Annotated in this window: 18 protein-coding genes; 10 read left to right on the top strand and 8 right to left on the bottom strand. The window is 43.7% G+C overall.

Annotation, left to right across the window (positions count from 1 at the left end; genetic code table 11):
* The first annotated feature begins 30 nt into the window (after positions 1-30).
* Both mnmG and lgt read left to right on the top strand, forming a co-directional pair.
* Positions 31-1,938 carry a tRNA uridine-5-carboxymethylaminomethyl(34) synthesis enzyme MnmG gene (mnmG, locus tag ACX6CI_RS00455; RefSeq protein WP_458776210.1) on the top strand — a complete coding sequence of 636 codons (1,908 nt, stop codon included), beginning with the start codon at positions 31-33 and terminating at the stop codon, positions 1,936-1,938.
* A 4-nt stretch (positions 1,939-1,942) separates the two neighbouring features.
* The gene (gene lgt / locus ACX6CI_RS00450) at positions 1,943-2,746 is read left to right on the top strand and encodes a prolipoprotein diacylglyceryl transferase (RefSeq protein ID WP_458776209.1); all 804 of its coding nucleotides are present in this window, start codon (positions 1,943-1,945) and stop codon (positions 2,744-2,746) included.
* A 3-nt stretch (positions 2,747-2,749) separates the two neighbouring features.
* On the opposite strand, the gene ACX6CI_RS00445 is transcribed toward lgt, so the two are convergent.
* Entirely contained in the window at positions 2,750-3,025 is a 276-nt protein-coding gene (locus ACX6CI_RS00445; protein WP_458776208.1) for an HU family DNA-binding protein, read from the bottom strand.
* 243 nt (positions 3,026-3,268) lie between these two features.
* Complete coding sequence (locus tag ACX6CI_RS00440; protein ID WP_458776207.1) at positions 3,269-3,934, bottom strand: response regulator; 666 nt, start codon at positions 3,932-3,934, stop codon at positions 3,269-3,271.
* A gap of 451 nt (positions 3,935-4,385) precedes the next feature.
* Here ACX6CI_RS00440 and ACX6CI_RS00435 point away from each other — a divergent pair, with 451 nt between their 5' ends.
* From ACX6CI_RS00435 to ACX6CI_RS00425, 3 genes are all read left to right on the top strand, one after another.
* Positions 4,386-6,533 carry a SulP family inorganic anion transporter gene (locus ACX6CI_RS00435; RefSeq protein ID WP_458776206.1) on the top strand — a complete coding sequence of 716 codons (2,148 nt, stop codon included), beginning with the start codon at positions 4,386-4,388 and terminating at the stop codon, positions 6,531-6,533.
* Positions 6,534-6,695: 162 nt separating this feature from the next.
* Entirely contained in the window at positions 6,696-8,117 is a 1,422-nt protein-coding gene (gene nhaD / locus ACX6CI_RS00430) for a sodium:proton antiporter NhaD (protein WP_458776205.1), read from the top strand.
* 21 nt (positions 8,118-8,138) lie between these two features.
* Positions 8,139-9,920: a YgiQ family radical SAM protein gene (locus ACX6CI_RS00425; RefSeq protein WP_458776204.1), complete on the top strand. Its 1,782-nt coding sequence runs from the start codon at positions 8,139-8,141 to the stop codon at positions 9,918-9,920.
* A gap of 116 nt (positions 9,921-10,036) precedes the next feature.
* On the opposite strand, the gene ACX6CI_RS00420 is transcribed toward ACX6CI_RS00425, so the two are convergent.
* The 4 genes from ACX6CI_RS00420 to efp all read right to left on the bottom strand — a co-directional run bounded on the left by ACX6CI_RS00420 (position 10,037) and on the right by efp (position 13,043).
* Positions 10,037-10,327: a hypothetical protein gene (locus ACX6CI_RS00420; protein ID WP_458776203.1), complete on the bottom strand. Its 291-nt coding sequence runs from the start codon at positions 10,325-10,327 to the stop codon at positions 10,037-10,039.
* Between the two features lie 12 nt (positions 10,328-10,339).
* Positions 10,340-11,302: an ExeA family protein gene (locus ACX6CI_RS00415; protein WP_458776202.1), complete on the bottom strand. Its 963-nt coding sequence runs from the start codon at positions 11,300-11,302 to the stop codon at positions 10,340-10,342.
* Between the two features lie 257 nt (positions 11,303-11,559).
* The gene (gene epmA / locus ACX6CI_RS00410) at positions 11,560-12,474 is read right to left on the bottom strand and encodes an EF-P lysine aminoacylase EpmA (RefSeq protein ID WP_458776201.1); all 915 of its coding nucleotides are present in this window, start codon (positions 12,472-12,474) and stop codon (positions 11,560-11,562) included.
* 5 nt (positions 12,475-12,479) lie between these two features.
* The gene (efp, locus tag ACX6CI_RS00405; protein WP_458776200.1) at positions 12,480-13,043 is read right to left on the bottom strand and encodes an elongation factor P; all 564 of its coding nucleotides are present in this window, start codon (positions 13,041-13,043) and stop codon (positions 12,480-12,482) included.
* A 473-nt stretch (positions 13,044-13,516) separates the two neighbouring features.
* Here efp and ACX6CI_RS00400 point away from each other — a divergent pair, with 473 nt between their 5' ends.
* From ACX6CI_RS00400 to ACX6CI_RS00380, 5 genes are all read left to right on the top strand, one after another.
* Positions 13,517-14,014 (top strand): metallophosphoesterase family protein, encoded by a 498-nt coding sequence (locus ACX6CI_RS00400; RefSeq protein ID WP_458776199.1) that lies wholly within the window; start codon positions 13,517-13,519, stop codon positions 14,012-14,014.
* Positions 14,011-14,517, top strand: a complete 507-nt coding sequence (locus ACX6CI_RS00395) for an HIT family protein (RefSeq protein WP_458776198.1) — start codon at positions 14,011-14,013, stop codon at positions 14,515-14,517. Before ACX6CI_RS00400 ends, ACX6CI_RS00395 begins: the two co-directional genes overlap by 4 nt.
* A 5-nt stretch (positions 14,518-14,522) precedes the next feature.
* Positions 14,523-17,171: a DNA mismatch repair protein MutS gene (gene mutS / locus ACX6CI_RS00390; RefSeq protein ID WP_458778512.1), complete on the top strand. Its 2,649-nt coding sequence runs from the start codon at positions 14,523-14,525 to the stop codon at positions 17,169-17,171.
* A 184-nt stretch (positions 17,172-17,355) separates the two neighbouring features.
* Complete coding sequence (locus tag ACX6CI_RS00385) at positions 17,356-19,248, top strand: N-acetylmuramoyl-L-alanine amidase (RefSeq protein WP_458776197.1); 1,893 nt, start codon at positions 17,356-17,358, stop codon at positions 19,246-19,248.
* Positions 19,249-19,519: 271 nt separating this feature from the next.
* Entirely contained in the window at positions 19,520-19,900 is a 381-nt protein-coding gene (locus tag ACX6CI_RS00380; protein WP_458776196.1) for a TFIIB-type zinc ribbon-containing protein, read from the top strand.
* A 573-nt stretch (positions 19,901-20,473) separates the two neighbouring features.
* On the opposite strand, the gene ACX6CI_RS00375 is transcribed toward ACX6CI_RS00380, so the two are convergent.
* Both ACX6CI_RS00375 and atpD read right to left on the bottom strand, forming a co-directional pair.
* Positions 20,474-20,884, bottom strand: coding sequence for a F0F1 ATP synthase subunit epsilon (locus ACX6CI_RS00375; RefSeq protein WP_458776195.1), 411 nt, complete (start codon positions 20,882-20,884; stop codon positions 20,474-20,476).
* Between the two features lie 104 nt (positions 20,885-20,988).
* Positions 20,989-22,401, bottom strand: coding sequence for a F0F1 ATP synthase subunit beta (gene atpD, locus ACX6CI_RS00370; protein WP_458776194.1), 1,413 nt, complete (start codon positions 22,399-22,401; stop codon positions 20,989-20,991).
* Positions 22,402-22,421: the final 20 nt, after the last annotated feature.

The following is a 22,421-nucleotide window of genomic DNA, read 5'->3' as shown; positions in this document are numbered from 1 at the left end:
CAGTAAATTTAACATTAAAAAAAACTTCAGATGATATCAGAACAATACGACGTCACCATAATCGGTGCAGGCCACGCAGGATGCGAAGCAGCTCTTGCCAGTGCACGACTCGGTTTTAAAACACTTCTTACGGTTATCAATGCAGACACCATTGGGGCTATGTCATGTAACCCCGCTATTGGTGGACTTGCCAAGGGACACCTCGTTCGCGAAATCGATGCCCTTGGCGGTGAAATGGCAAAGAACATAGACGCCACCTCCATCCAGTTCCGTAAGCTCAACACAAGTAAAGGTCCTGCAGTTAGATCGTCCAGGGCCCAAGCGGACAGACTCCTCTACCGGCTTCGCATGAAGTCAGTTATTGAAAACCAGGAAAATCTCACCGTTAAACAGACGGTTGTAACAGGGTTTACCGTTGAAAACGACACAATAACAGGTCTTACGACCTCGATAGACGAAGAGATTGCCACCAAGGCTGTGGTTGTCTGTACAGGTACCTTTCTTGATGGCCTTGTACACATTGGTCTCAAGAATTTTTCCGCAGGCCGACTTGGCTGTGCCGCATCTAAAGGCCTTTCGCGCTGGTTTAGGGAAAACGGTTTTGAAGTGGGTCGTATGAAAACCGGCACAGTCCCAAGGCTTGATGCCAACACCATCGATTACAGCGAGCTTGAAGCCCAGCATAGTGACAATCCTCCTGCACACTTTTCGTTTGCATCTAAAGGTGCCTACACCCTTCCCCAGCTTCCATGTTACATAACCTACACCAACGAAAAGACCCATGATATCATTAGAGAAGATATCGGTGGATCTCCCCTCTATGCAGGTATCATTCAAGGAGTAGGGGCACGGTACTGTCCATCCATTGAAGATAAGGTTATGCGATTTCCAGAAAAGGACAGACACCAGATTTTTATCGAACCTGAAGGGCTGGATACTGTAGAGGTATATCCAAACGGTATTCCCACGAGTTTGCCCCTTGCCACCCAACAGAAAATGGTCAACTCCATTAAGGGGCTTGAGAATGCAAAGATCATTCGTCCTGGATACGCCATCGAATACGACTATATAGATCCACTTGGCCTAAAGCCATCCCTTGAGACTAAAAAGATTAAGGGTCTGTTTCTTGCCGGCCAAATCAATGGAACCTCCGGATACGAGGAGGCTGCCGCCCAGGGACTTATGGCAAGTATCAACGCTTGTCATTATATTAAAAACACTCCTCCGCTCATCCTTGACCGGTCCCAGGCATACATTGGTGTTCTTATTGATGACCTTGTCACCTGTGGGACACTTGAGCCCTATCGTCTTTTTACCTCCCGTGCCGAATATCGCCTGCTACTGCGAGAAGACAATGCGGATGCCAGACTTGCGGATATCGGCCATAAAATTGGACTTGTCAGTAAAGAAAGAAATGACTCCTTTGTGCAAAAGCAGATAGCGGTAGAAAAGGGTATCACACAGCTCGAGAACATCTGGATAAAACCGACAAAAGAGGTCAATGCGGCCCTTGCAGCCCTTGGATCCACCGACCTCAAACAAAAATCAAGTCTTGCAGATATGTTGCGACGACCCGAATTACACCTCACAGCTTTTGCGAAACTCCCCCTCACACAGAATGAAATTGAACTGGTTGAAGAACTCAGCAGCAGTGTTGTTCAAGCAGAGATCGAACTTCAGGTGAAATTTAAGGGTTACATCGACAGACAATACGAACAGGTGGCCAGGTTTAAAAAGATGGAGTCAGTTCTATTACCAAAGGACATTGACTACAGCAGCCTTTCTGGCCTCTCCAATGAAGTTGTAGAAAAATTATCAAAAATCATGCCCGTATCCCTTGGCCAGGCATCAAGGATTTCCGGCGTAACTCCTGCAGCCGTATCAGTTTTGCAGGTTCATATGCGAAAACTCCAAAAGTCCAGACAGGATCAAGGCTAATTCAATGCTCACCTTTCCAGAAATTGATCCAATAATCGTAAGCCTCGGCCCCCTGCATGTCCGCTGGTACGGGCTCATGTACGTGATAGGTTTTATTGCAAGCTATACACTTGTCCGCAAACAGATTAAGGATTTGCCCTATAAACCTCTGGAGGCCCACTTTGAGAATCTCAATATGGTTCTCATTCTCGCAGTTATTATAGGTGGCCGATTAGGTTATGTACTTTTTTACAACTTTTCCTATTACATACAACATCCACTTGAAATTGCCGCCACATGGAATGGTGGAATGTCATTTCACGGGGCGTGTATCGCCCTGTTAATTGGAGGGTGGATTTTCTGCAAAAAACAGAACATTAATTTTTGGAAGTCAGCTGACATCTATGTTGCAACTATCCCTATTGGCCTTGGTCTTGGCAGAATTGGGAATTTCATAAACGGAGAACTCTACGGTCGTGTCACCGATTCTCCTTTAGGCATGGTCTTCCCAGGCGGAGGTCCTTTGCCACGCCACCCGTCCCAACTCTATGAGGCTTTTCTTGAGGGAATAGTGCTATTTACCATTCTCTGGACCCTGAGAAAACGACCATGGAAAGGGCAGGCATTGTGGCCCCATGGATCCATCTGTGCTCTGTTTTTAATCTGTTACGGGATATTTCGGATAATAGTGGAAAACTTCAGGCAACCGGATCTGCAGATGGGTTTTATCTATAGTTCTCTGACCATGGGCCAGTTGTTAAGTGGTGCAATGATCGCCGCAGGAACTATCATGTGGCTTCTTCGCTACGGAAAAAGCCACAAGGGGTAAGGCTTAGTGCTTTACTCGTTCACAGAGATTCTTACCAGGTTTAAACTTAACAACATTATGGGCAGGGATGGTAATCGCCTGACCTGTCTGGGGATTACGTCCTTTTTGGGCAGCTCTTTCCACCACCTTAAACGAACCAAATCCGGACAGGGTAACCCGCTCTCCCTTCTCCATCGCTGTTGCCATATTTGCCAAAACCTTGTCAAGCGCCTGGGCTGCAAGAACCTTAGTCACGCCTCCGGATTCTGCTATTGTCGCTACGAGTTCACTTTTATTCATTACAATTGCGCCTCTCTGTACAGAGCTAATAATAGGGTTAAAAAAATATTCTGACCTATTACTATCCGCTCTGACAAAAATCACAATCGGTGGAGATACTCAAAATACTATAGGTATTTCTACCTAGTTGCATTTACGCAACTGCTACAATTTAGTAAAATGAGAGACTTACACCACACTACCAGTCAAATTACGATGTAATTTAACGTGTATCTCAAATGAAAAAACTTCCTGAAAACTTACCTAATCCGTCGTAACAAAGCCATTACGTACAGCATAGTTGACAAGATCAACGCTATTTTTTCGGTTAAACTTCCTCAACAGGTTCGATCGGTGGTGATCTATGGTGCGCTGGCTTAGATTGAGTTGCCCTGCCATTTGCTTACTGGTGAGCCCCTGCACTACAAGCTGGAGAATCTCCTTCTCACGTTTTGTCAGTTCCTGAAAAGGCGTCCGCTTCTCATTGCGATACATGTTAATGACGTCATCTGCAAAATCATCTGTCATATAGGGAGAAATATAGCTTTTTCCAGAAAGAACTTTTGTTATGGCCACGAGCAACTCCTCATCGGAGTCATCTTTCATGAGATAGCCATCAGCCCCTGCCCCCATGGCATTATAAAAATACTGTTTATTCTTATGCATGGTGAGCATGAGAATTTTAATCCAGGGATACTTACCCTTCACAAGGCCAATGGCCTCCATACCTCCAATATCAGGCATAGATATGTCAAGGATGATGAGATCAGTTTCAGATTCTTCTAGAAAACTCATCAGCTGTTTTCCACTGCTCACCTCACCCACAACCTGAAACTGGACATTTTTTTTAATTATATTTTTAATCCCGTGCCGTATTAACACATGATCATCAGCCAACAGCACCTTAAACGTCTTATCTTCAGCCAACATGCACATCTCCCTCCAAACTATGTCAATAAGAAAACCAGGAATTATTATCTTTTAGTCCAGTTTCGCACCAACTCATTTGATAACCATATTTTCAGCTAAAAAGCAATTTAGTGACCACATACGACTGTTGAAAGACCAATTTTTCTTGACATTATCACAAAAGACGCTTTCATTAATTGCACCATTAATGAATGTTGATTCATTTTTTATCAGCATATGATTATTGAAATAAACAAAAGGGTCAACAGCCCCTTTTGCGTATATTATAACCTTAGATTTCAGGAGATTTACAATGAACGTTTTTTTTCAACTGGCCCGGAGCAAACTACACCAACCAGACCAACAGAGAACCCGCAATCATTCACATGTGCATATTACAGATACTATAAAAAAAACATAGAATGACTCATCCGCACACTCTGTCTCGTGTGGATATATCAAAGGAGACCTAATGATTCTCAAAGTTTTCCCCTTTCTCGACTGGTTCAAAGGATACGATGCCGGAAAGTTCAAAATCGATTTCCTTGCAGGCCTCACTGTAGCTCTTGTTCTTATCCCTCAATCCATGGCCTATGCTCAGCTTGCTGGCCTCCCGGCGTACTACGGCTTATACGCTGCATTTTTGCCTCCAATGGTGGCAGCCCTCTTTGGCTCCAGTAGGCAGCTTGCAACTGGTCCGGTGGCCGTCGTTTCACTCATGTCGGCGGCATCTCTTGAGCCGCTTGCTACTGCGGGGTCATCTGAATTTATTGCCTACTCTATAGTCCTGGCGCTCACCGTTGGAATTTTTCAGTTTTCCCTCGGTGTCCTGAGACTCGGTCTAGTGGTTAATTTTCTCTCCCACCCTGTTGTAAACGGCTTTACTAATGCTGCTGCCATTATCATTGCATCTTCACAGTTCTCAAAATTTTTTGGTGTCTACGTCGACAAGGCAGAGCATCACTATGAAACTATGATTCGTGTTGCACAGGCAGCCATTGATTACACCCACCTGCCTACCCTTCTTTATGGCGTGGCCGCAGTTACGATAATGGTTGTTCTGAAAAAAATTAACCCTAGAATACCAAACGTTCTTGTCGCTGTTGCTATTACCACCATCATTTCCTACTTCACCCATTTCAACAATGATGAAAAGGTTGATATTTCAGCGATCCAGCAACCAGGAATTTCTGAGAAAATTGCAGCGTTCAACAAGACTGTCACAGATATCGAAACTCTTGGTAACAAAAGAGCTGCAATTGGTCTTGAGGTTGACGACGAGATAAAAAATAATCACGAACAGACAGCAAGACTCATCGACCTGCAGAGTCAAGTTTCTACCCTTACCCTCGAGATCGGTGAAATTAAGCACGAAAGTCACTTAATTCGCAGTGAACTTCGCGGCTTAAAGTTTGAGGCTGTAAGAGATAACGACAACATCACCTTTTACAATAAAACTTCTATCCCAACAGGGATAGAAACTGATGCAAAAACCTGGCGAATCAAAGTTGGGAACAGTCAACTTGACTCGAGCAATCTGCTCATGATGGGAGGTGGCGCAGTTGTAGGGAAAATCCCTGAAGGTCTTCCAACTTTCGCCATGCCTGATTTAACCTTGAAGTCATTTCTCAAACTACTTCCAACAGCAATTATCATTTCTTTACTTGGTTTCATGGAAGCCATTGCTATTGCAAAAGCCATGGCTGCCAAAACCGGCCAGAAGCTCGACCCAAATCAGGAGCTCATTGGCCAGGGTCTTGCTAACATGATCGGGTCCATCGGCTCCAGTTATGCCGTTTCAGGTTCCTTTTCCAGATCCGCTGTTAATCTCCAGGCTGGTGCAATATCAGGCATTTCCTCAGTTGTGACCTCAGTCATGGTGGTTATCACCTTACTGTTTTTCACCCCGCTGCTCTATCATCTACCACAGGCTGTTCTTGCCGCTGTTATCATGATGGCTGTAATCGGCCTTGTTAACGTTAAAGGGTTTGTACACTCCTGGAAAGCGCAGTGGTACGATGGTGCTATCTCTGTCTTAAGCTTTCTTGTCACCTTGTATTTTGCACCACACCTTGACAAAGGTATCATGGTTGGTGTTGCTCTATCCATGTTCGTTTTCCTTTACAAGTCGATGCGACCAGTTGTAGCTACGCTTTCTCTTAGTGAAGACAATGTACTTAAAAGTGCAGAGGATTATCGCCTCCAGGGTTGCAGACATATCTCAGTCGTACGCTTTGACGGTGCACTCTTTTTCGCCAACGCCAGTTACCTCGATGAGCAGGTGCTGAAGTTTAGAAATGAGCAGCCCGACCTCAGATATATCTTACTTGATGCCAGAGGTATCAATGATATGGATGCATCAGGAGAAGAGGCACTAGAGATGCTCTGTAAACGAATACGAAGTGCCGAAATTGGTTTTGCCATGTGCGGAGTCAAGATGCAGGTTCTCAACGTAATGGAAAGAACCGGCCTCTATGACGAAGTAGGGAAACAACACATGTTCCCTGATAGTAAAACCGCCGTTGCAGCTCTTATTGACAGGATCCACAACGGAACCGACCTGCCCAAGGCTGGTTGTGACAACTGTCCTCTCACTAAGTATATCCCTAAAGCAGCGTAATTCTTTTCTCCAGCGCTCCCTCATTTCTGAGGGAGCGCTCCTCACCTCTCCTTGGTATTTCGCAGTACCACAGGACATCTCTTGCCTTGACTGGGTACTGCTGGTATAATTGCCGAAGTTTTGTCCCTTCTTTTAGCAAACTTTACCCAGGAAAATCGAATAATGAAAAAATTATTTTTTGCTCTTTGTGTTGCTCTGGCACCGGTCTCCTTTGCCATTGCAAGTGGAGGTTCAGGCGGCCATGAGATTCAAGACCTCACTGGCTCATTTTTCGGAATACTCGCTGTATTACTATTTGTTGCGGCATATTCACTTGTAATTTTTGAAGAACAACTCCACCTTAGAAAATCAAAACCAGTACTACTGGCTGCAGGTGTCATCTGGGTACTCGTTGCCATCACCTTTTCGCAAATGGGTGATACCCACTCTGCAGAAGTTGCTATTCGCCACAATCTTCTTGAGTATGCCGAACTGTTTCTCTTTCTCCTCGTTGCCATGACATACATTAACGCCATGGATGAACGAAACGTATTCCAGGCTCTTCGTTCCTGGCTGGTGACACGGGGCTTCTCTCTAAGAACGGTTTTCTGGGTTACCGGTACTCTCTCTTTTGTCATTTCACCTGTTGCTGATAATCTCACCACCGCACTTCTTATGGGTGCTGTTGCCATGGCTGTGGGTGGAACTGATAAGAAATTTGTTTCAATTGCCTGCATCAATATTGTCATCGCTGCAAATGCAGGAGGGGCGTTCTCTCCTTTTGGTGATATCACAACACTTATGGTGTGGCAGAAGGGTATCGTTCAGTTTTCCGAATTCTTTCATATCTTTTTCCCATCCCTTGTTAACTGGCTGGTCCCCGCAGTATTTATGAACTTTGCCATCAGTAAGGCGACACCGCAGCCCAGTAAAGACCAGTATGTCATGAAAATGGGTGCAAAACGTATAATTGTTCTTTTCCTCTGTACCATTACCACTGCCGTTTCTTTTCATAACTTCCTCCATCTTCCACCTGCAACCGGCATGATGCTTGGTCTCGGTTACCTTGGTTTCTTCTCTTACTACCTGAAGAAAAAAGAGCACAGAAACTATGATATCGACGATAATCCACTGGCGCACCAGACCTATCATTCAAAGCCAGATCCTTTTGATCTTTTCAGAAAGGTAGCCCGGGCAGAATGGGACACCCTGCTTTTCTTCTATGGTGTTATTCTCTGTGTTGGTGGCTTGTCCCAGTTTGGCTATCTCGCGACTGTTTCAAAGTTCCTCTATCTCGACCTTGGCCCCACAACCGCCAACGTTATCGTAGGTGTTCTTTCTGCTATTGTTGATAATATCCCTGTAATGTTTGCCGTTCTTACCATGCTTCCGGATATGTCCCACGGCCAGTGGTTACTCGTAACCCTTACCGCAGGAGTAGGTGGTAGTCTACTTTCCATTGGGTCCGCTGCAGGCGTTGCTCTCATGGGATCAGCACGAGGTGTTTACACCTTTAACGCTCACCTTAAATGGACACCTATCATCGCTCTTGGTTATGCCGCGTCCATTATCACCCACCTTATTATTAATGCTGATATCATGTAATGTGATGTTTTCTCGCTATTGATGCACACACACACCGCCTCCACTCCTCCCTTGCCTATAAGCTGGGAGGAGTGTAAAGCTCGCGGCTGGTCACATATTGATGTATTACTTGTGACCGGCGACGCTTATATAGACCATCCCTCCTTTGGTATCGCCCTTATAGGTCGACTCCTTGAAAGTCACGGTTACAAGGTTGCCATCCTTTCACAACCAAGATTTGACGATAACAAAGACTTCACAACCTACCCTGCTCCAAAACTTTTTTGCGGAATTACAGGGGGCAATCTCGATTCCATAGTTGCCAATTATACGGGTAACGGTAAGGTCAGAAACAGTGACTCATATTCCCCTGACGGCAACCCATGGCGGGGAGGCAGCAAGGATAAAAAAGAGAGAAGAAGGCCTGACCGGGCAAGTCTTATCTACACCTCTCTTGCCAGATCGGCCTACGGAAAAGTGCCCATTATTCTTGGTGGAATTGAGGGGTCCCTGAGACGCTTTGTCCACTTTGACTATAAACAGAATAAACTTCGCGCTTCATTTTTAACTGATGCCAAGGCCGATCTTCTCGTCTATGGGATGGGGGAAAAGGCTGTGATTGAAATAGCCAGCAGATGCAAAGCAGGCAAGCCCCTCACCGGCATTTCCGGCACCTGTATCCGGGCAACGGACAAGGAACTGCATGAACTGTTCGAAGAACATGAACTCAAGCAACCGCGCTATTTCTTACATCTTCCCTCCCATGAAAAGATTATTAAAGACGCAAGCCTCTTTTTAAAAGCTGAGATCGAGGTAGACAAACATCTGCGAGCTTATTCACCAAGGACCGTACTCCAACGGCAGCAAAGCCATTGGGTTATACAATATCCTCCCAATAACCCACTGCAGCAGCATGAACTGGATTCACTCTACGCTCTTCCCTACACCAGAAAACCCCATCCGGAAAACCAGCAGATTCCAGCTCACCAGATGATCAAAGATTCGGTGACCATCGTACGAGGCTGTTCAGGAAATTGCTCCTTTTGCAGTATCACTCGGCACCAGGGGCCTGCCATCGTTTCTCGCAGCCACACTTCCATTGTTGAAGAATGCAGTACAATTGCTGCGAGTCCTAAATTTTCCGGAACCATAAGTGATCTTGGCGGGCCTACGGCAAATCTTTATGGGACGGCATGTGAAATTGGAGGCTGTAAAAAACGGGATTGTCTCTATCCCAAGACCTGTGCTCATCTGAAAGTTGATGAGGAACTATTTCTTAAACTGCTTGAAGATGTGGTGAACATAGAACAAGTGAAACATCTCTTCATCTCATCGGGTCTTAGAATGGAACTCCTTCTCAGCACCCCTAAACTGATGGAACGTATAATGAGCCGCCACACCCCCGGCTCAATTAAAATCGCACCTGAACACAGTGACAAAGAGGTTCTTCGACTAATGCATAAGGAGCCACACTCACTTCTGCAGGAATTCGTCAAAAAATGTCGCGACATTAGTAAAAAACATAAGAAAAAATCGGTGGAACTTACCCCGTATATCATCTCTGCGCACCCTGGATCATGCCCTAACAGCAATAAACAACTCGTCCAGGATATGAAAAAGCTCAACCTTACTATACGTAAGTTTCAGGACTTCACCCCAACCCCGGGCTCAATTTCAACGGCAATGTATGTTGCAGAACGGGACGCAGAAACAGGAAAACCAATTATAGTGCTAAAGGGTCAGGCCGAGAGACAGAAGGCTCGAAAAGTCATAGAGACAGGATTCAAGATCAATTACAGACCTGCTAAAAAGAAGAAGAAATGATATATAAGTTAGAACGTATATCTTATATTTCTAAGGCACATACCCTAAAAAAGAGAAACTTGATTCAGGTCATTCTAACAGGATATTTGAAACAAGACAGTTTCTTAGATGAACCACTATTTGTTGTGGGAAAAAATTTTTGACCGTAGCAGGCGAAGGGACGCAGTTGACCTGCGGTACTTATGTACAATCTTTCGTAATAGATCATCCCACTCTTCACTGATAATAGGATCCCTTTCACGATCTTGAGATACTCTCTCTACTTTTTCTCTTTGATTGTTGCCTGTACCAGACTCTTCTTCCTCACCAAGACAAAACTCAACCTCAGTCTCTTGTTCCGGTTTTTTCAGGGGCTTAAGCTTCACCTCATAACCGGATTTCTCCAATACTCGGGTTAATTTTCCCATGCAGAAACCAACCTAATTAAGCAGATTGACAACATAGTCCTGTAGTGATTGCAGCCATCCCTGCTGCCAGGCATACACACCAGCTACAACCTCCGCTGCAATAAGCCCTAAAATTACCCAGAACCACCAGCGGTGCCAAATCTTTGTGGTTGGTGGCAGATGGTATAAATCGTCTCCTGGAATAGCTAATTGCTCTACACATTTACGAATGATTTTATCATCTACCGTAGAGAGCTCCCTTGAGTACGCTGCAAGCAGGGCATTATCACATATCAAATTGATCTGACGAGGATTACCGTAAGTTGCAGTGCAGACTAACTCGAGGGCTTTTTCGGTAAAGATCGCACTACTGCCTCCAGCCTTCTTGACCCTATAAAGCACATACTTGATAGCATCCTGCTTGGAAAGACTGGAGAGGTGATAACGCACTGCAATACGCTGGGCAAGTGGCGATAATTGCTCTTCAGTTAACCTCTCAAGAAGCTCTGGCTGACCGACAAGAAAAACACTCAGAACACCCTTGATTTCTGCTGCCATATTCACCAGAAGTCTCAATTCCTCTAGTAAATCAGTTGGCAGGGCGTGGGCCTCATCAATTATGAGTAAAACCTTGCGGTTGGTCTTTTTACACTCTTCTAAAAGTTTAGAAAATAAGAAGAGAAATTTTGCTTTATTTCCATCAAAAAGCAAACCAAGTTGCGCTGCAAAATAGTAAAAGAAATCATCTATTTCAAGTGTAGGATTAGATATCACACAGAGATAACCCGGGTTTTCCAGAGTCTTGGACAAAACATTAATAAGAGTTGTCTTTCCAGTACCAACACCTCCTGTAAAAAGAAGAAAACCTTTATCTGAAACCACTCCATGTTTTAAAACCCCAAGAGCCTCCTTATGGGTTTCACCCAAAAAAAGAAACTTTGTGTCGGGAGTGAGTTCAAACGGTTTTCTTTTAAGACCAAAATGAGATGTATACATAATTAAATTATAAACGTAGAACCTTATCCCCAAAAGCCTTTCATAAAAAAATGATCTGGTATCTGGTATTCGTATAAAATGAGTAACGTAAACTAACCGGCAAATAGTACATGCAAAGTAACCCTTAAAACACTTATCGCGGCGTTTTTTAGTTGCCGAGATAAGATAACAATATGTCCATGGAACCAGAAAGGTAATACCACTATCTCTATAGTTATCCGGTATAACCCTTATTTACACAACATCCCAGTGGTTTTTTACTGAAAGTCTTCGGGACAAAAACTCACCGCTTCCCTAATATCTTCAAGACCTAAGGCCAACATAAAAAGCCGATCCACGCCAAGTGCTATTCCCGCAGCAGATTGAAGCTGCTGCAGATCCTTTAGAAATCGATCTGGCATTTCTGTATCTTTATTCCAGAGCCCCCTAATCGCCTGAATTTCTTCTGAAAACCTGAGCCTTTGCTCGTCCTCATCTGTAAGTTCAGTAAAACCATTAGCCAGTTCCACACCACCTAGATATAGTTCAAATCGCTCGACAATATCAGGGTTATCCTTACTGCGCTTTGCAAGAGAACCCAGCTCTATTGGGTAATCTATTAAAAAAGTAGGACGGACCAGGCCCAGTTGCGGTTCAACATATTCAACTAAAATCTCATCAAACCGATTATCTCTCATTGCACTGGCAGCATCACAGGGAGCAAACTGTTCAAAGGCATCTTCCACAGTAAGTCTATCCCAGGGCAGCTCTAATTCAAAGCCAGAAAAATATTTTTCCTGACTCGCCCTTTCTTTTTCAGCAAGCCCCTCTCTTGCAATAAAGCGAAACAGCTCCTCACAATCATCCATAAGGGTGAAATAGTCCTGCCCAGAGTGATACCACTCAAGCATGGTAAACTCTTCTAGATGACGCCTACCGAATTCATTTTTCCGAAAGCAGGGACAGATTTGAAAGATCTTAAAACACCCCAGCGCCAAGAGTCGTTTCATACAAATCTCGGGGGAGGTCTGCAAAAAAAAACCATCGGAAGACAACGGTTCAATATAACGTTCTGGAATGAGCACAGGTTGCCGCACGGGGGTATCAACTTCTAAAAACCCCCGTTCGGTAAAAAAGGACCGCAAACTACGTATAAGGGTTGCTCGCTCACGCAACCGCTCAACAGGCAACATAGTCTCTATTCTTTTACTCGAGTAACATATTCCCCTGTCCGGGTATCAATTTGAATTATATCCCCTTCCTCGACAAAGGGCGGTACCTGGAGTTCATACCCGGTTTCAACAGTCACGGGCTTAGTATCATTGCCTGAAGTATCGCCTTTGGCCCATGGATCAGCCTGGGTTACATTTAAATTTACAAACATAGGCATGGTAATGTCAATGGCCTGACCTTCAAAGAACAACATATCAACTTCCATATTATCAATAAGGAAATTGTTGTTATCACCTAACTGCTCGGCTGTAAGAAATAGCTGCTCGAAGTTTTCGGTGTCCATAAAATGGAACTCATCTCCCTGATTATAAAGAAATTGCATCTTTCTCTCTTCAAGGTCCGGCTTCTCAAATTTATCGTTTGAGCGATATGTTTGCACCAGCTGATTGCCGGAGATCATATTGCGCATTTTACATCGATATAAAGCCTGCCCTTTGCCCGGCTTGGAAAATTGAAAGTCTATTATAATATAAGGGTTTCCATCAATTTGAACTTTAAGACCTTTACGTAAGTCTGAGGCACTAAGCATCCCACTTCTCCGTTCGTTTTCGTATAAACCGGCTCACCGGCTTTGTATTAATGTCATACCGCTACTTTCATCTACTATGATGGTACATTACTATTCAAAAGCGGTATTAAACGTTTCTTGTATTAACCTGAAATATTATAGTATACCTATCTTTCATTTGATAGCGCAACTCTTAATAGTGATAACAGGGTGTGAAAAACTATCCCATGGCAACATACAACCAGGACTTAATCTTTTTTTCACTCTATAGGTAATGCTAATGAGGTAATCGTAATCTAACCCCGATGAACGGGATAAATGCCTCGAAGGTCTCACTACTTTCACTATTTGGTGATAAGGCTAAACGTACAATTTCAAATTCAATCCTTGAGTTTCTTGGAGTCTACGCTACCTGTTGTCATGACAGTCTTTCAGGAGTAAGACACTAAAATTTCGACCAGAATTGATGCTTTAATTATTTCCGGATCAAACTTATGAACACCATCGGTATTATCTCAGACACCCACATCTCACAGCCGGACCAATCTTTTCTTCAGCTTTGCACAGCAGCTTTTGCCGAGTGTGACAGCATCGTCCATGCTGGTGATCTCACCGATCATTCAATACTCTCTGTCTTTGGTGAAAAAAAAATATACGCTGTTCGTGGCAACATGTGTAACCTCGATACCCAGAGAATGTTGCCGGAAAGAAAAGTAATTAGTCTTGCTGGACATACCATAGGCATTTCCCACGGGGCTGGACCACGTCACAATATTGAAGAACGGGTTTTCGACATGTTCCCGGGCGCTGATTGTATCATCTATGGGCATACCCACATACCGATCTGCCACTATTTTGGTTCCACCCTTCTCATTAATCCCGGCAGTTTTCAGTCAACAGGACGCTATGGGGCCCCTGGTAGCTACGCCATACTCACCATTGATGAAAGTGGTCTACACGGCAAACTCCACAACCTTCCCACTCCGCGATGAAAACACTATGGACTCCATGGCGCATTGACCATGTACTAGGCAAGGCCACTACATCCCAGTTTTGTATCTTTGAGCCTCCAGGAACAGCATCCTTTGATAAACAAAACCTCCTGTTGTATCGCGACAGCAGAGGTGTGGTTCTACTCAACAGGTTTCCCTATGCAAATGGTCATCTCCTCGTAGCCCCAGTGAGACACGTTGGATGTCTGACTGATCTAGATGACAGGGAATGTGGTGATTTAATGACCCTGGTGAAAGAATCAACAACAATTATACGCAAGCACCTTAAACCTGACGCCTTTAATGTAGGCTGTAATCTTGGTGATATTGCAGGAGCCGGGATCGCTGATCACCTGCACTTTCATATAGTCCCCAGATGGAACGGAGACCATAATTTTATAACAGTACTCTCTGAGGTTCGGACCATCCCGGAACACATCGACTCGACATTTGACAATCTACTCGAAGATTTCACTACCCTTTATAGACAAAAAAATCCATGAGCAAAATAGCTAAACTCACCCCAATGCTACAGCAGTATCTTGAGATAAAAGAGCAACATGAAAACGCCATACTCTTTTACCGAATGGGTGATTTTTATGAGATGTTCTTCGACGATGCAGAAAAAGCATCAAAGATATTAGGAATAACCCTCACCTCAAGAAACAAAAAGAGCGATGCCGTTCAAGTTCCCATGTGCGGCATCCCCTATCATGCTGCCCAGACATATCTTGCAAAACTCATTAAAGCAGGCTGCAGGGTCGCCATCTGTGAGCAGACCGAAGATCCTTCCCAGGCTAAAGGGATCGTAAAAAGAGAAGTTATACGCATCGTTTCTCCAGGTGTTGTAACCGATGATCATCTTCTTGATGACAAAGACAACAACTATATCGCGGCTCTTAGTTACAAAGACAATGGCGCAACGCGTATCTATGGCTTGAGCTTTCTTGATGTGAGCACAGGTGAATTCCTTGTTGGTGAATTCAAAGGTAATGGAGCAAATGAGGAAAAGGTCATTGATCAGCTCACAAGACTCACACCATCTGAATTGTTGCTGCCTGATAACTACCGGGAAGGGCTTTTTGAACTCACCAAAGATATAGAGAGTCTAATCCCCGGGATTTGTATTACGGAAAAGGATAAATCCAATTTCAACCTGGAAAATAGCAGGGAGATACTCCTTGAACATTTTGCTATTCTGAGCCTGGATGGTTTTGGTTGTAAAAGTTACTCCATCGGTATTACCGCGGCAGGTGTGCTACTCGATTATATTCATGAGACCCAGAAAACAGCCATTGACCATATCGAAAGCCTCACCCCCATCGAAACTGAAGATATCCTCCATATCGATGAATCGTCCAGGCGTAACCTGGAACTGACCCAAACGATAGCCGGGGGGAATAGATCAGGTTCTCTTATTTCTGTGATCGACCATACCTGCACTCCTATGGGGGCACGACTCTTAAAGCATAATCTTCTTTTCCCACTGCAAAACACAGAACGGATAAACAACAGACTTGACGCTGTTACCTATTTTTATAAAGAGAGCAGTCCCAGGAAAGCTCTCAGAGCTCGGCTCGAAGAAGTATATGACCTTGAACGGTTAAACAGCCGCATGACCTTGGGCTCTGGAAACGGCAGGGACATGCTTGCTATGAAGAGTTCTCTTGGAACCATCCCCAAAGTACTAGAGGCGCTTGAGCAATGTAACACCACAAAACTTATTGCCCTGCGAGACACCCTTGATCCTCTACAGGATCTGTACGAACTGCTCGACACTGCAATCCATCACGAAGCTCCAATTACCCTTCGTGACGGTAATCTGATAAAGCAAGGCTACAACGCAGAGCTTGATGAACTTATCGCTATTCTCAGTGATGGCAAACAACTGATCTTAAACCTTGAGAACCAGGAAAGGGAAAGGACAGGTATTGCAAAGCTTAAAGTCGGGTTTAATAGGGTCTTTGGTTACTTTATCGAGGTGAGTAAGCTCCAGGCGGATAAGGTTCCAGATCATTATATCCGTAAACAGACTCTAGTGAATGCTGAGCGATTTATAACACCTGAACTCAAAGAATTTGAGAATAAGGTTTTGGGAGCTGAAGAGAGAAAAACCGACCTTGAATACCAGCTCTTTAGTAATGTGCGACAGCAGTTGGCCAATGCCAGCAGCCGCATCCTTAAAACTGCCAATACCCTCGCTCAACTGGATTTCCTCCTGGCTAATGCAGAAATGGCACATAAGTTCAATTACCTCCGCCCCGAGGTTACAGATGATGACACAATTCACATCGTAGAAGGTCGACACCCTGTCATTGAACGGATGCTTCCTTCTGGAAAATTTGTGCCAAATGATGTCCACCTTGATCAAAAAAGAGATGAGGTGCTCATTATTACCGGGCCCAATATGGCAGGTAAATCTACAATACTCAGACAGACCGCACTCATTGTACTTATGGCTCAAATGGGGTGTTACGTACCCGCTCAAGAAGCAAGTATAGGCATAGTTGACAGAATCTTCACCCGGGTTGGGGCCATGGATAATCTCAGACAAGGCCAGTCAACATTTATGGTCGAGATGAGTGAAACGGCCAACATACTCAACAACTCCACTGAGCGAAGCCTTGTGATCCTAGATGAGATTGGTCGAGGTACCTCAACCTACGATGGCCTTTCCATCGCCTGGGCTGTTGCTGAAAATCTGGTGAATAAAAATAATATTGGGGTGAAAACTCTTTTTGCCACCCATTACCACGAATTGACCGATCTGGCTAAAAGTAACAAACGGGTCAGAAACTACTCGATTGGTGTAAGGGAATGGCAATCTAATTTCATTTTTCTCCATAAACTCGTTAAAGGTGGAACCAGCAGAAGCTATGGTATTCAAGTAGCAGCTCTAGCTGGAGTTCCCGAAGAAGTAGTTCTTCGGGCTAAAGAGATTTTAAAAGATATTGAGCAGGGTAAATTTGATGGAACCACCAGATCAAAAAAAGGTGGCAGTGGACAGGTGAATAAGAGTCATCCAGATCAACTTCAGCTTTTTGCTCCGCCGCAGGATCCGATCAGGACATTTATAGAAAAATTCAATCCTGATGATTGTTCCCCAATTGATGCACTCAATACCCTCTATGAGCTAAAGAAAATGTTGAAAAAGTAAAATGACGATCTCAACATAGTACAACATAGGGTATACATCCTGTCATTTTGCATGCTTCAATGCACAATAGTTGGCGGATGAGTATTTAATTTTGCTATGAGACCACCTTTCTTGTATAATAATTTTGTTTTCATTCAATGAGTTGCTTTACCTTTAAATCAGTTTTAGTGTGTTTAATACCATAATGATTCATCGATCCTTATTCATCGCTCTTTTTGCTGCAATTCACCTCCTTTCTGCATGGGCGTTACCAGGCGTCGCTCAAGGTGAAGGGGGTGGACCTCCTCCTGTTTCAAAGCGATATGATGAGGCAAAATTCTATTACAACCAGCTCCAAACAAACCCAAAACTGTCTTCAACCCGTGATAACTGGTTGAAAGGAACACGAAACTTCAGAAGAATTTATCTCTCTAGTCCAAAGTCAAAATTTGCTGCACCCTGCCTCTTCATGCTTGGAGGACTCTATCGGGATATGTACCAGATATTTGAAAAACCTATCGATCTGGATGAATCTGTATCCTACTATAAAGACATTGTCCGACTCTTCCCCCAGCATACTCTTGCAGATGATGCCTATTTTGAACTGGCTGACGTTTTTCTAAAAAAAGAAGACCCCACTCAAGCGTCAAAGTTTCTCATCGAGATCGTTACAAATTATACCAGTGGTGACATGCACTCTAAGGCGGAGGATCTCCTTAAAATTCTCTCTAAGGAACACAATATTGCCCTGCCCAAAATCATGGTATCAGCCTCGGGGGAAAATAAACTCAGTTATGTTTTACCCGTAAAATACTGGTCTTCTGACCATTACACCAGAGTTGTCATCATGGCATCTGGTCCTGTGAACTATAAAGAGGTTCTCCTGGAGCCAACAAAAAACACACCCAGACGACTTTATATTGATTTTAAGGACAGCTATATAGAACCCCAATACCGAGCTCCTGTTCCGATTAAAGATGGACTCCTTGAAAGAATTAGGACCGGTCAGTTCAGCCCCGATACCGTACGGGTAGTTCTTGATATCGAAACCATTGGCAGTTACAAAATATTCAGCCTTCCAGATCCGTTCAGAGTAGTCATTGATGTGCGTGGTAAGGGCCACGAAGAACCTGAAGGTGTGGCGATTGCTGAGACAAAGCCGGATCCCCACACCCCTAAGATTGGACAGGACAGGAAGAAAACTAAAAAGATTATTACCGCAGATGAAAGCGAGGGTATTGTTATACTGCGACAGTCTAAGAAAAAATCCATTAACGGTACAATCAGTAGTACAGATACACAAGCTCTCACAGAAAAACGAAGGGATCCAAAGACAGACGCTCTTTCACTTGCCCAACAGCTTGGTCTTGGCGTCAAAAAAATTGTTATTGATCCAGGTCATGGAGGGAAGGATCCAGGCGCTATGGCTCATGGCATCAAGGAAAAGGACGTTGTCTTAAAGATTGCTAAGATCCTTGGTCCTGTCCTGCAAAAAGAACTTGGTTGTGAAGTTATATTTACCCGCGACACGGACGTCTTTATATCACTTGAAGAACGAACAGCCATTGCCAATACCGAAAATGCCGATCTTTTCGTCTCTCTTCATGTTAATGCACATCCTTCAGCAAAGGTACGTGGGCTTGAAACCTACTATCTCAACTTGACTACCAATGCTGAAGCCATGCGTGTTGCTGCCATGGAAAATGCGACGTCGACCCACCAGATGAGTGATCTGCAAGATATACTCTCTGATATCATGAAGAATTCTAAAATCGAGGAATCATCAAGGCTGGCACAACAGGTTCATAACTCGATCCTCGATGAAGCAGCAGACCAAGGGTACTCAAACATTAAAAACCTGGGCGTTAAACAAGCACCTTTTTACGTATTAATCGGTGCGCAGATGCCTGCTATTCTTCTTGAGATTGCTTTCATCACCAACAAAGCAGATGTCAAAAACCTTTCAGACCCCACCTTTGTCAGACTCTTAACCCAAGAGATCGCTGACGGTATTCGATCCTATGTAAGCTCCACCACAGCCCAATTTCAAGCCTTTAATTACACGGATAATACCCCAAGCCTCGAAAATTCTCTGTAGCATAGGGACATGTTTACACCGCTGCTTAATATCTCAAGTACTGAGTTTAAAGTGTTTCTTCGATGATTATTCCTGTTACATTTGAGAACCAACATTTAATAGTCAATATCAGAATTGAACATCTTAGTTACATACAATGCCGTGATATTGTGCAAGGTGCCTAACATATTTGCATTGCACAGAATGTTTGATTTGACTTACACTGACAGTGCGGAATTGTTCAAATCCTTATTTATGAATTCAGTGCAATAGAACTTATTAGCAATGAGAAATGAAATGTCCTTACTGTAGTAGATTCTTAAAGTCTGTAGATGTTGGTCCATTTGAAATTGACAAATGTGATAATTGCAATGCGATATGGTTTGATCCAAGTGAGTTTGAAAAATATTATGAAGTGGCATTTTCTATAAGTGATTTTTTTCGATTTAAAGAAAAATCAAATAACTGTCCTTGCCCAAAATGCCAAAATGTAGATTTAAATTTGGGCCATATATCTAACATGGAGGTCTACCTTTGTGGAAGTTGTGAGGGTATCTTTGTAAAAGAAGATCAAGTAAAAAAATATAAAAATAGCTCAAGTTCAATATGGGATTATTACACTCAAATCGATCCATTTATAGTTATCGAAAACCTTCTGGGCATGTTGGATTAATGGCTGTTAACAGGAGGTTCAACACTGTTACAGTTGGTTTGCTCCATTTTTTTCGAACTAAAATCAAGATAGGGGTACGTTCCTATTGATATTCTTGTGAACTATGCATAATTTTTACACATTTTCTTTAGTTATTGGGATTTTGTTAAGTTTTATTGGATATTTTTGGATTGTTTGGCGAGCTTTTAAGGTTAGTTTTGGTTGGGCTTTAGTATGCATGTTGGTTGGGTGGATAGGGCCATTGGTATTTGCAATAGAACACTGGAAACTAGCTAAACTACCTCTGTTCTTGCTATATGTCGGGACAATATTACTTCTTTTTGGCCACTTCTCGTTGACATGAGTTGAACAGATTATTTATTATTTTGTTACTCCATTTCTGATCATCTCGATCACTGATAATACTTTCTCATCACAGTTACCATTTATTATAAATCAAGCCTTCTGTATCACCAACAATTTGACCATACAATGGTAATATTCAAATAACTAAGAACACATTCGCTGTTAAACAAAAAAAGGGGCCTTACTCAAACGAGTAAGGCCCCTTTTTTACTTCAATATAACTAAGAACTACATCTTCGCCACTTTCAATCGTACAATGGCTCGCTGGAGAGCAATTTCTGCTCTCTTGCGGTTGAAATCTTCTGTCTGTTGAGCAGCTTGGGCGAGGCGCTTCTCTGCCCTTTCCTTTGCTTTCATTGCACGCTCAACGTCGATTTCAGAGCCTTTTTCGGCACTTTCAACAAGAAAGGTGATCTTATTATTTGAGACCTCACAAAATCCACCACTAACCATCAGGGATTCACGTGATTTACCATTCTCATATGTCAGAGTACCAATTTTGATTGTCGACAGAAAAGGCGCATGGTTTGCGAGTACACCGAAGTCACCACCAAAACCGGGCGCGTTAACGATATCTACATCTTCGTCAACCTTTGCACCGGTCGGAGTTACGACCTCAAGTCTTATCTGTTGTCCCATCGAACTGTCCTCTTTAGCAAAAATTTGGGTATCTACCTGAGTATTGCTGCCCATAACGGGCAACAATACTTCAGCAAATACTTAATGCGGTCAACTACAGTCTATTATTTAGACTCCGCATCTTTAGCAACCGCCTCGTCTATGGAACCAACCATATAGAAGGAGTTCTCGTTCAGCTCATCATGCTTGCCTTCTAAAATTTCTTTAAAGCCCTGAACGGTGTCAGCAACCTTAACAAATTTTCCAGGCATACCGGTGAAAACTTCTGCAACGGTAAATGGCTGAGACAGATATCTCTGAATCTTTCTAGCACGGGATACGAGCTGCTGATCTTCTTCAGAAAGCTCATCCATACCAAGAATGGCGATGATATCCTGAAGATCCTTATATTTCTGGAGAGAAACCTGAACACCACGGGCAACCTGATAATGCTCTTCACCAATAACGTTTGGATCGAGGATTCTGGAGGTTGAATCAAGTGGATCCACCGCAGGGTAGATTCCAAGCTCAGAAATCTGACGGGAAAGAACAACAGTACCGTCAAGGTGAGCAAATGTAGTCGCAGGAGCCGGATCAGTTAAATCATCCGCGGGTACGTATACGCACTGAACCGCTGTAATGGAACCTTTCTTTGTGGAGGTAATACGTTCCTGAAGGGCACCAAGATCTGTCGCCAGAGTTGGTTGGTAACCAACCGCTGAAGGAATACGTCCAAGAAGCGCAGATACCTCAGAACCAGCTTGGGTAAAACGGAAGATATTATCAACGAAGAAAAGTACATCCTGTCCCTCTTCATCACGGAAATATTCAGCCGCAGTAAGACCGGTAAGAGCAACACGAGCACGTGCTCCCGGAGGCTCTGTCATCTGACCGTAAACTAGGGCAGCTTTAGGAAGAACGCCTGAATCCTTCATCTCATGGTAGAGATCGTTACCTTCACGGGTTCTCTCACCAACACCACAGAAAACTGAGATACCACCATGGTGCATTGCAATGTTGTTAACCATTTCCATCATGATAACGGTCTTACCACAACCAGCACCACCGAAGAGTCCCATCTTTCCACCAAGTGGGAAAGGTACGAGAAGATCGATAACCTTAATACCGGTTTCAAGAACGCGAACCTCAGTATCCTGTTCGGTAAAAGCTGGAGCTTCGCGGTGAATTGGCATAGACTTTTCAGCTGCGATTTCACCAAGGCCATCAACTGGACGACCAACAACATTCATAATACGACCCAGTGCGGACTCGCCAACTGGAATAGTAATTGGCTTACCAGTATCGGTTACAGTCATTCCACGAACCAGACCATCAGTCTGATCCATTGCGATACAACGACATGCGTTGTCACCGAGATGCTGAGCAACCTCTACAACGAGATTTCCCTCAGTATCATCAATACCAGGATTTGTTACCAGACAAGCACTTAAGATTGATGGCAGATTTCCTGCTTCAAATTCAACATCTACTACAGGTCCAATAACCTGTGTAATTTTTCCAATTCTTTGATCACTCATTGGGCTTTACCCCTCCTAAA

Source organism: Desulforhopalus glucosivorans, assembly GCF_054397165.1.
Note: the sequence above shows the minus strand (reverse complement) of the source record. Positions and strands in the feature narration are given on the sequence as shown.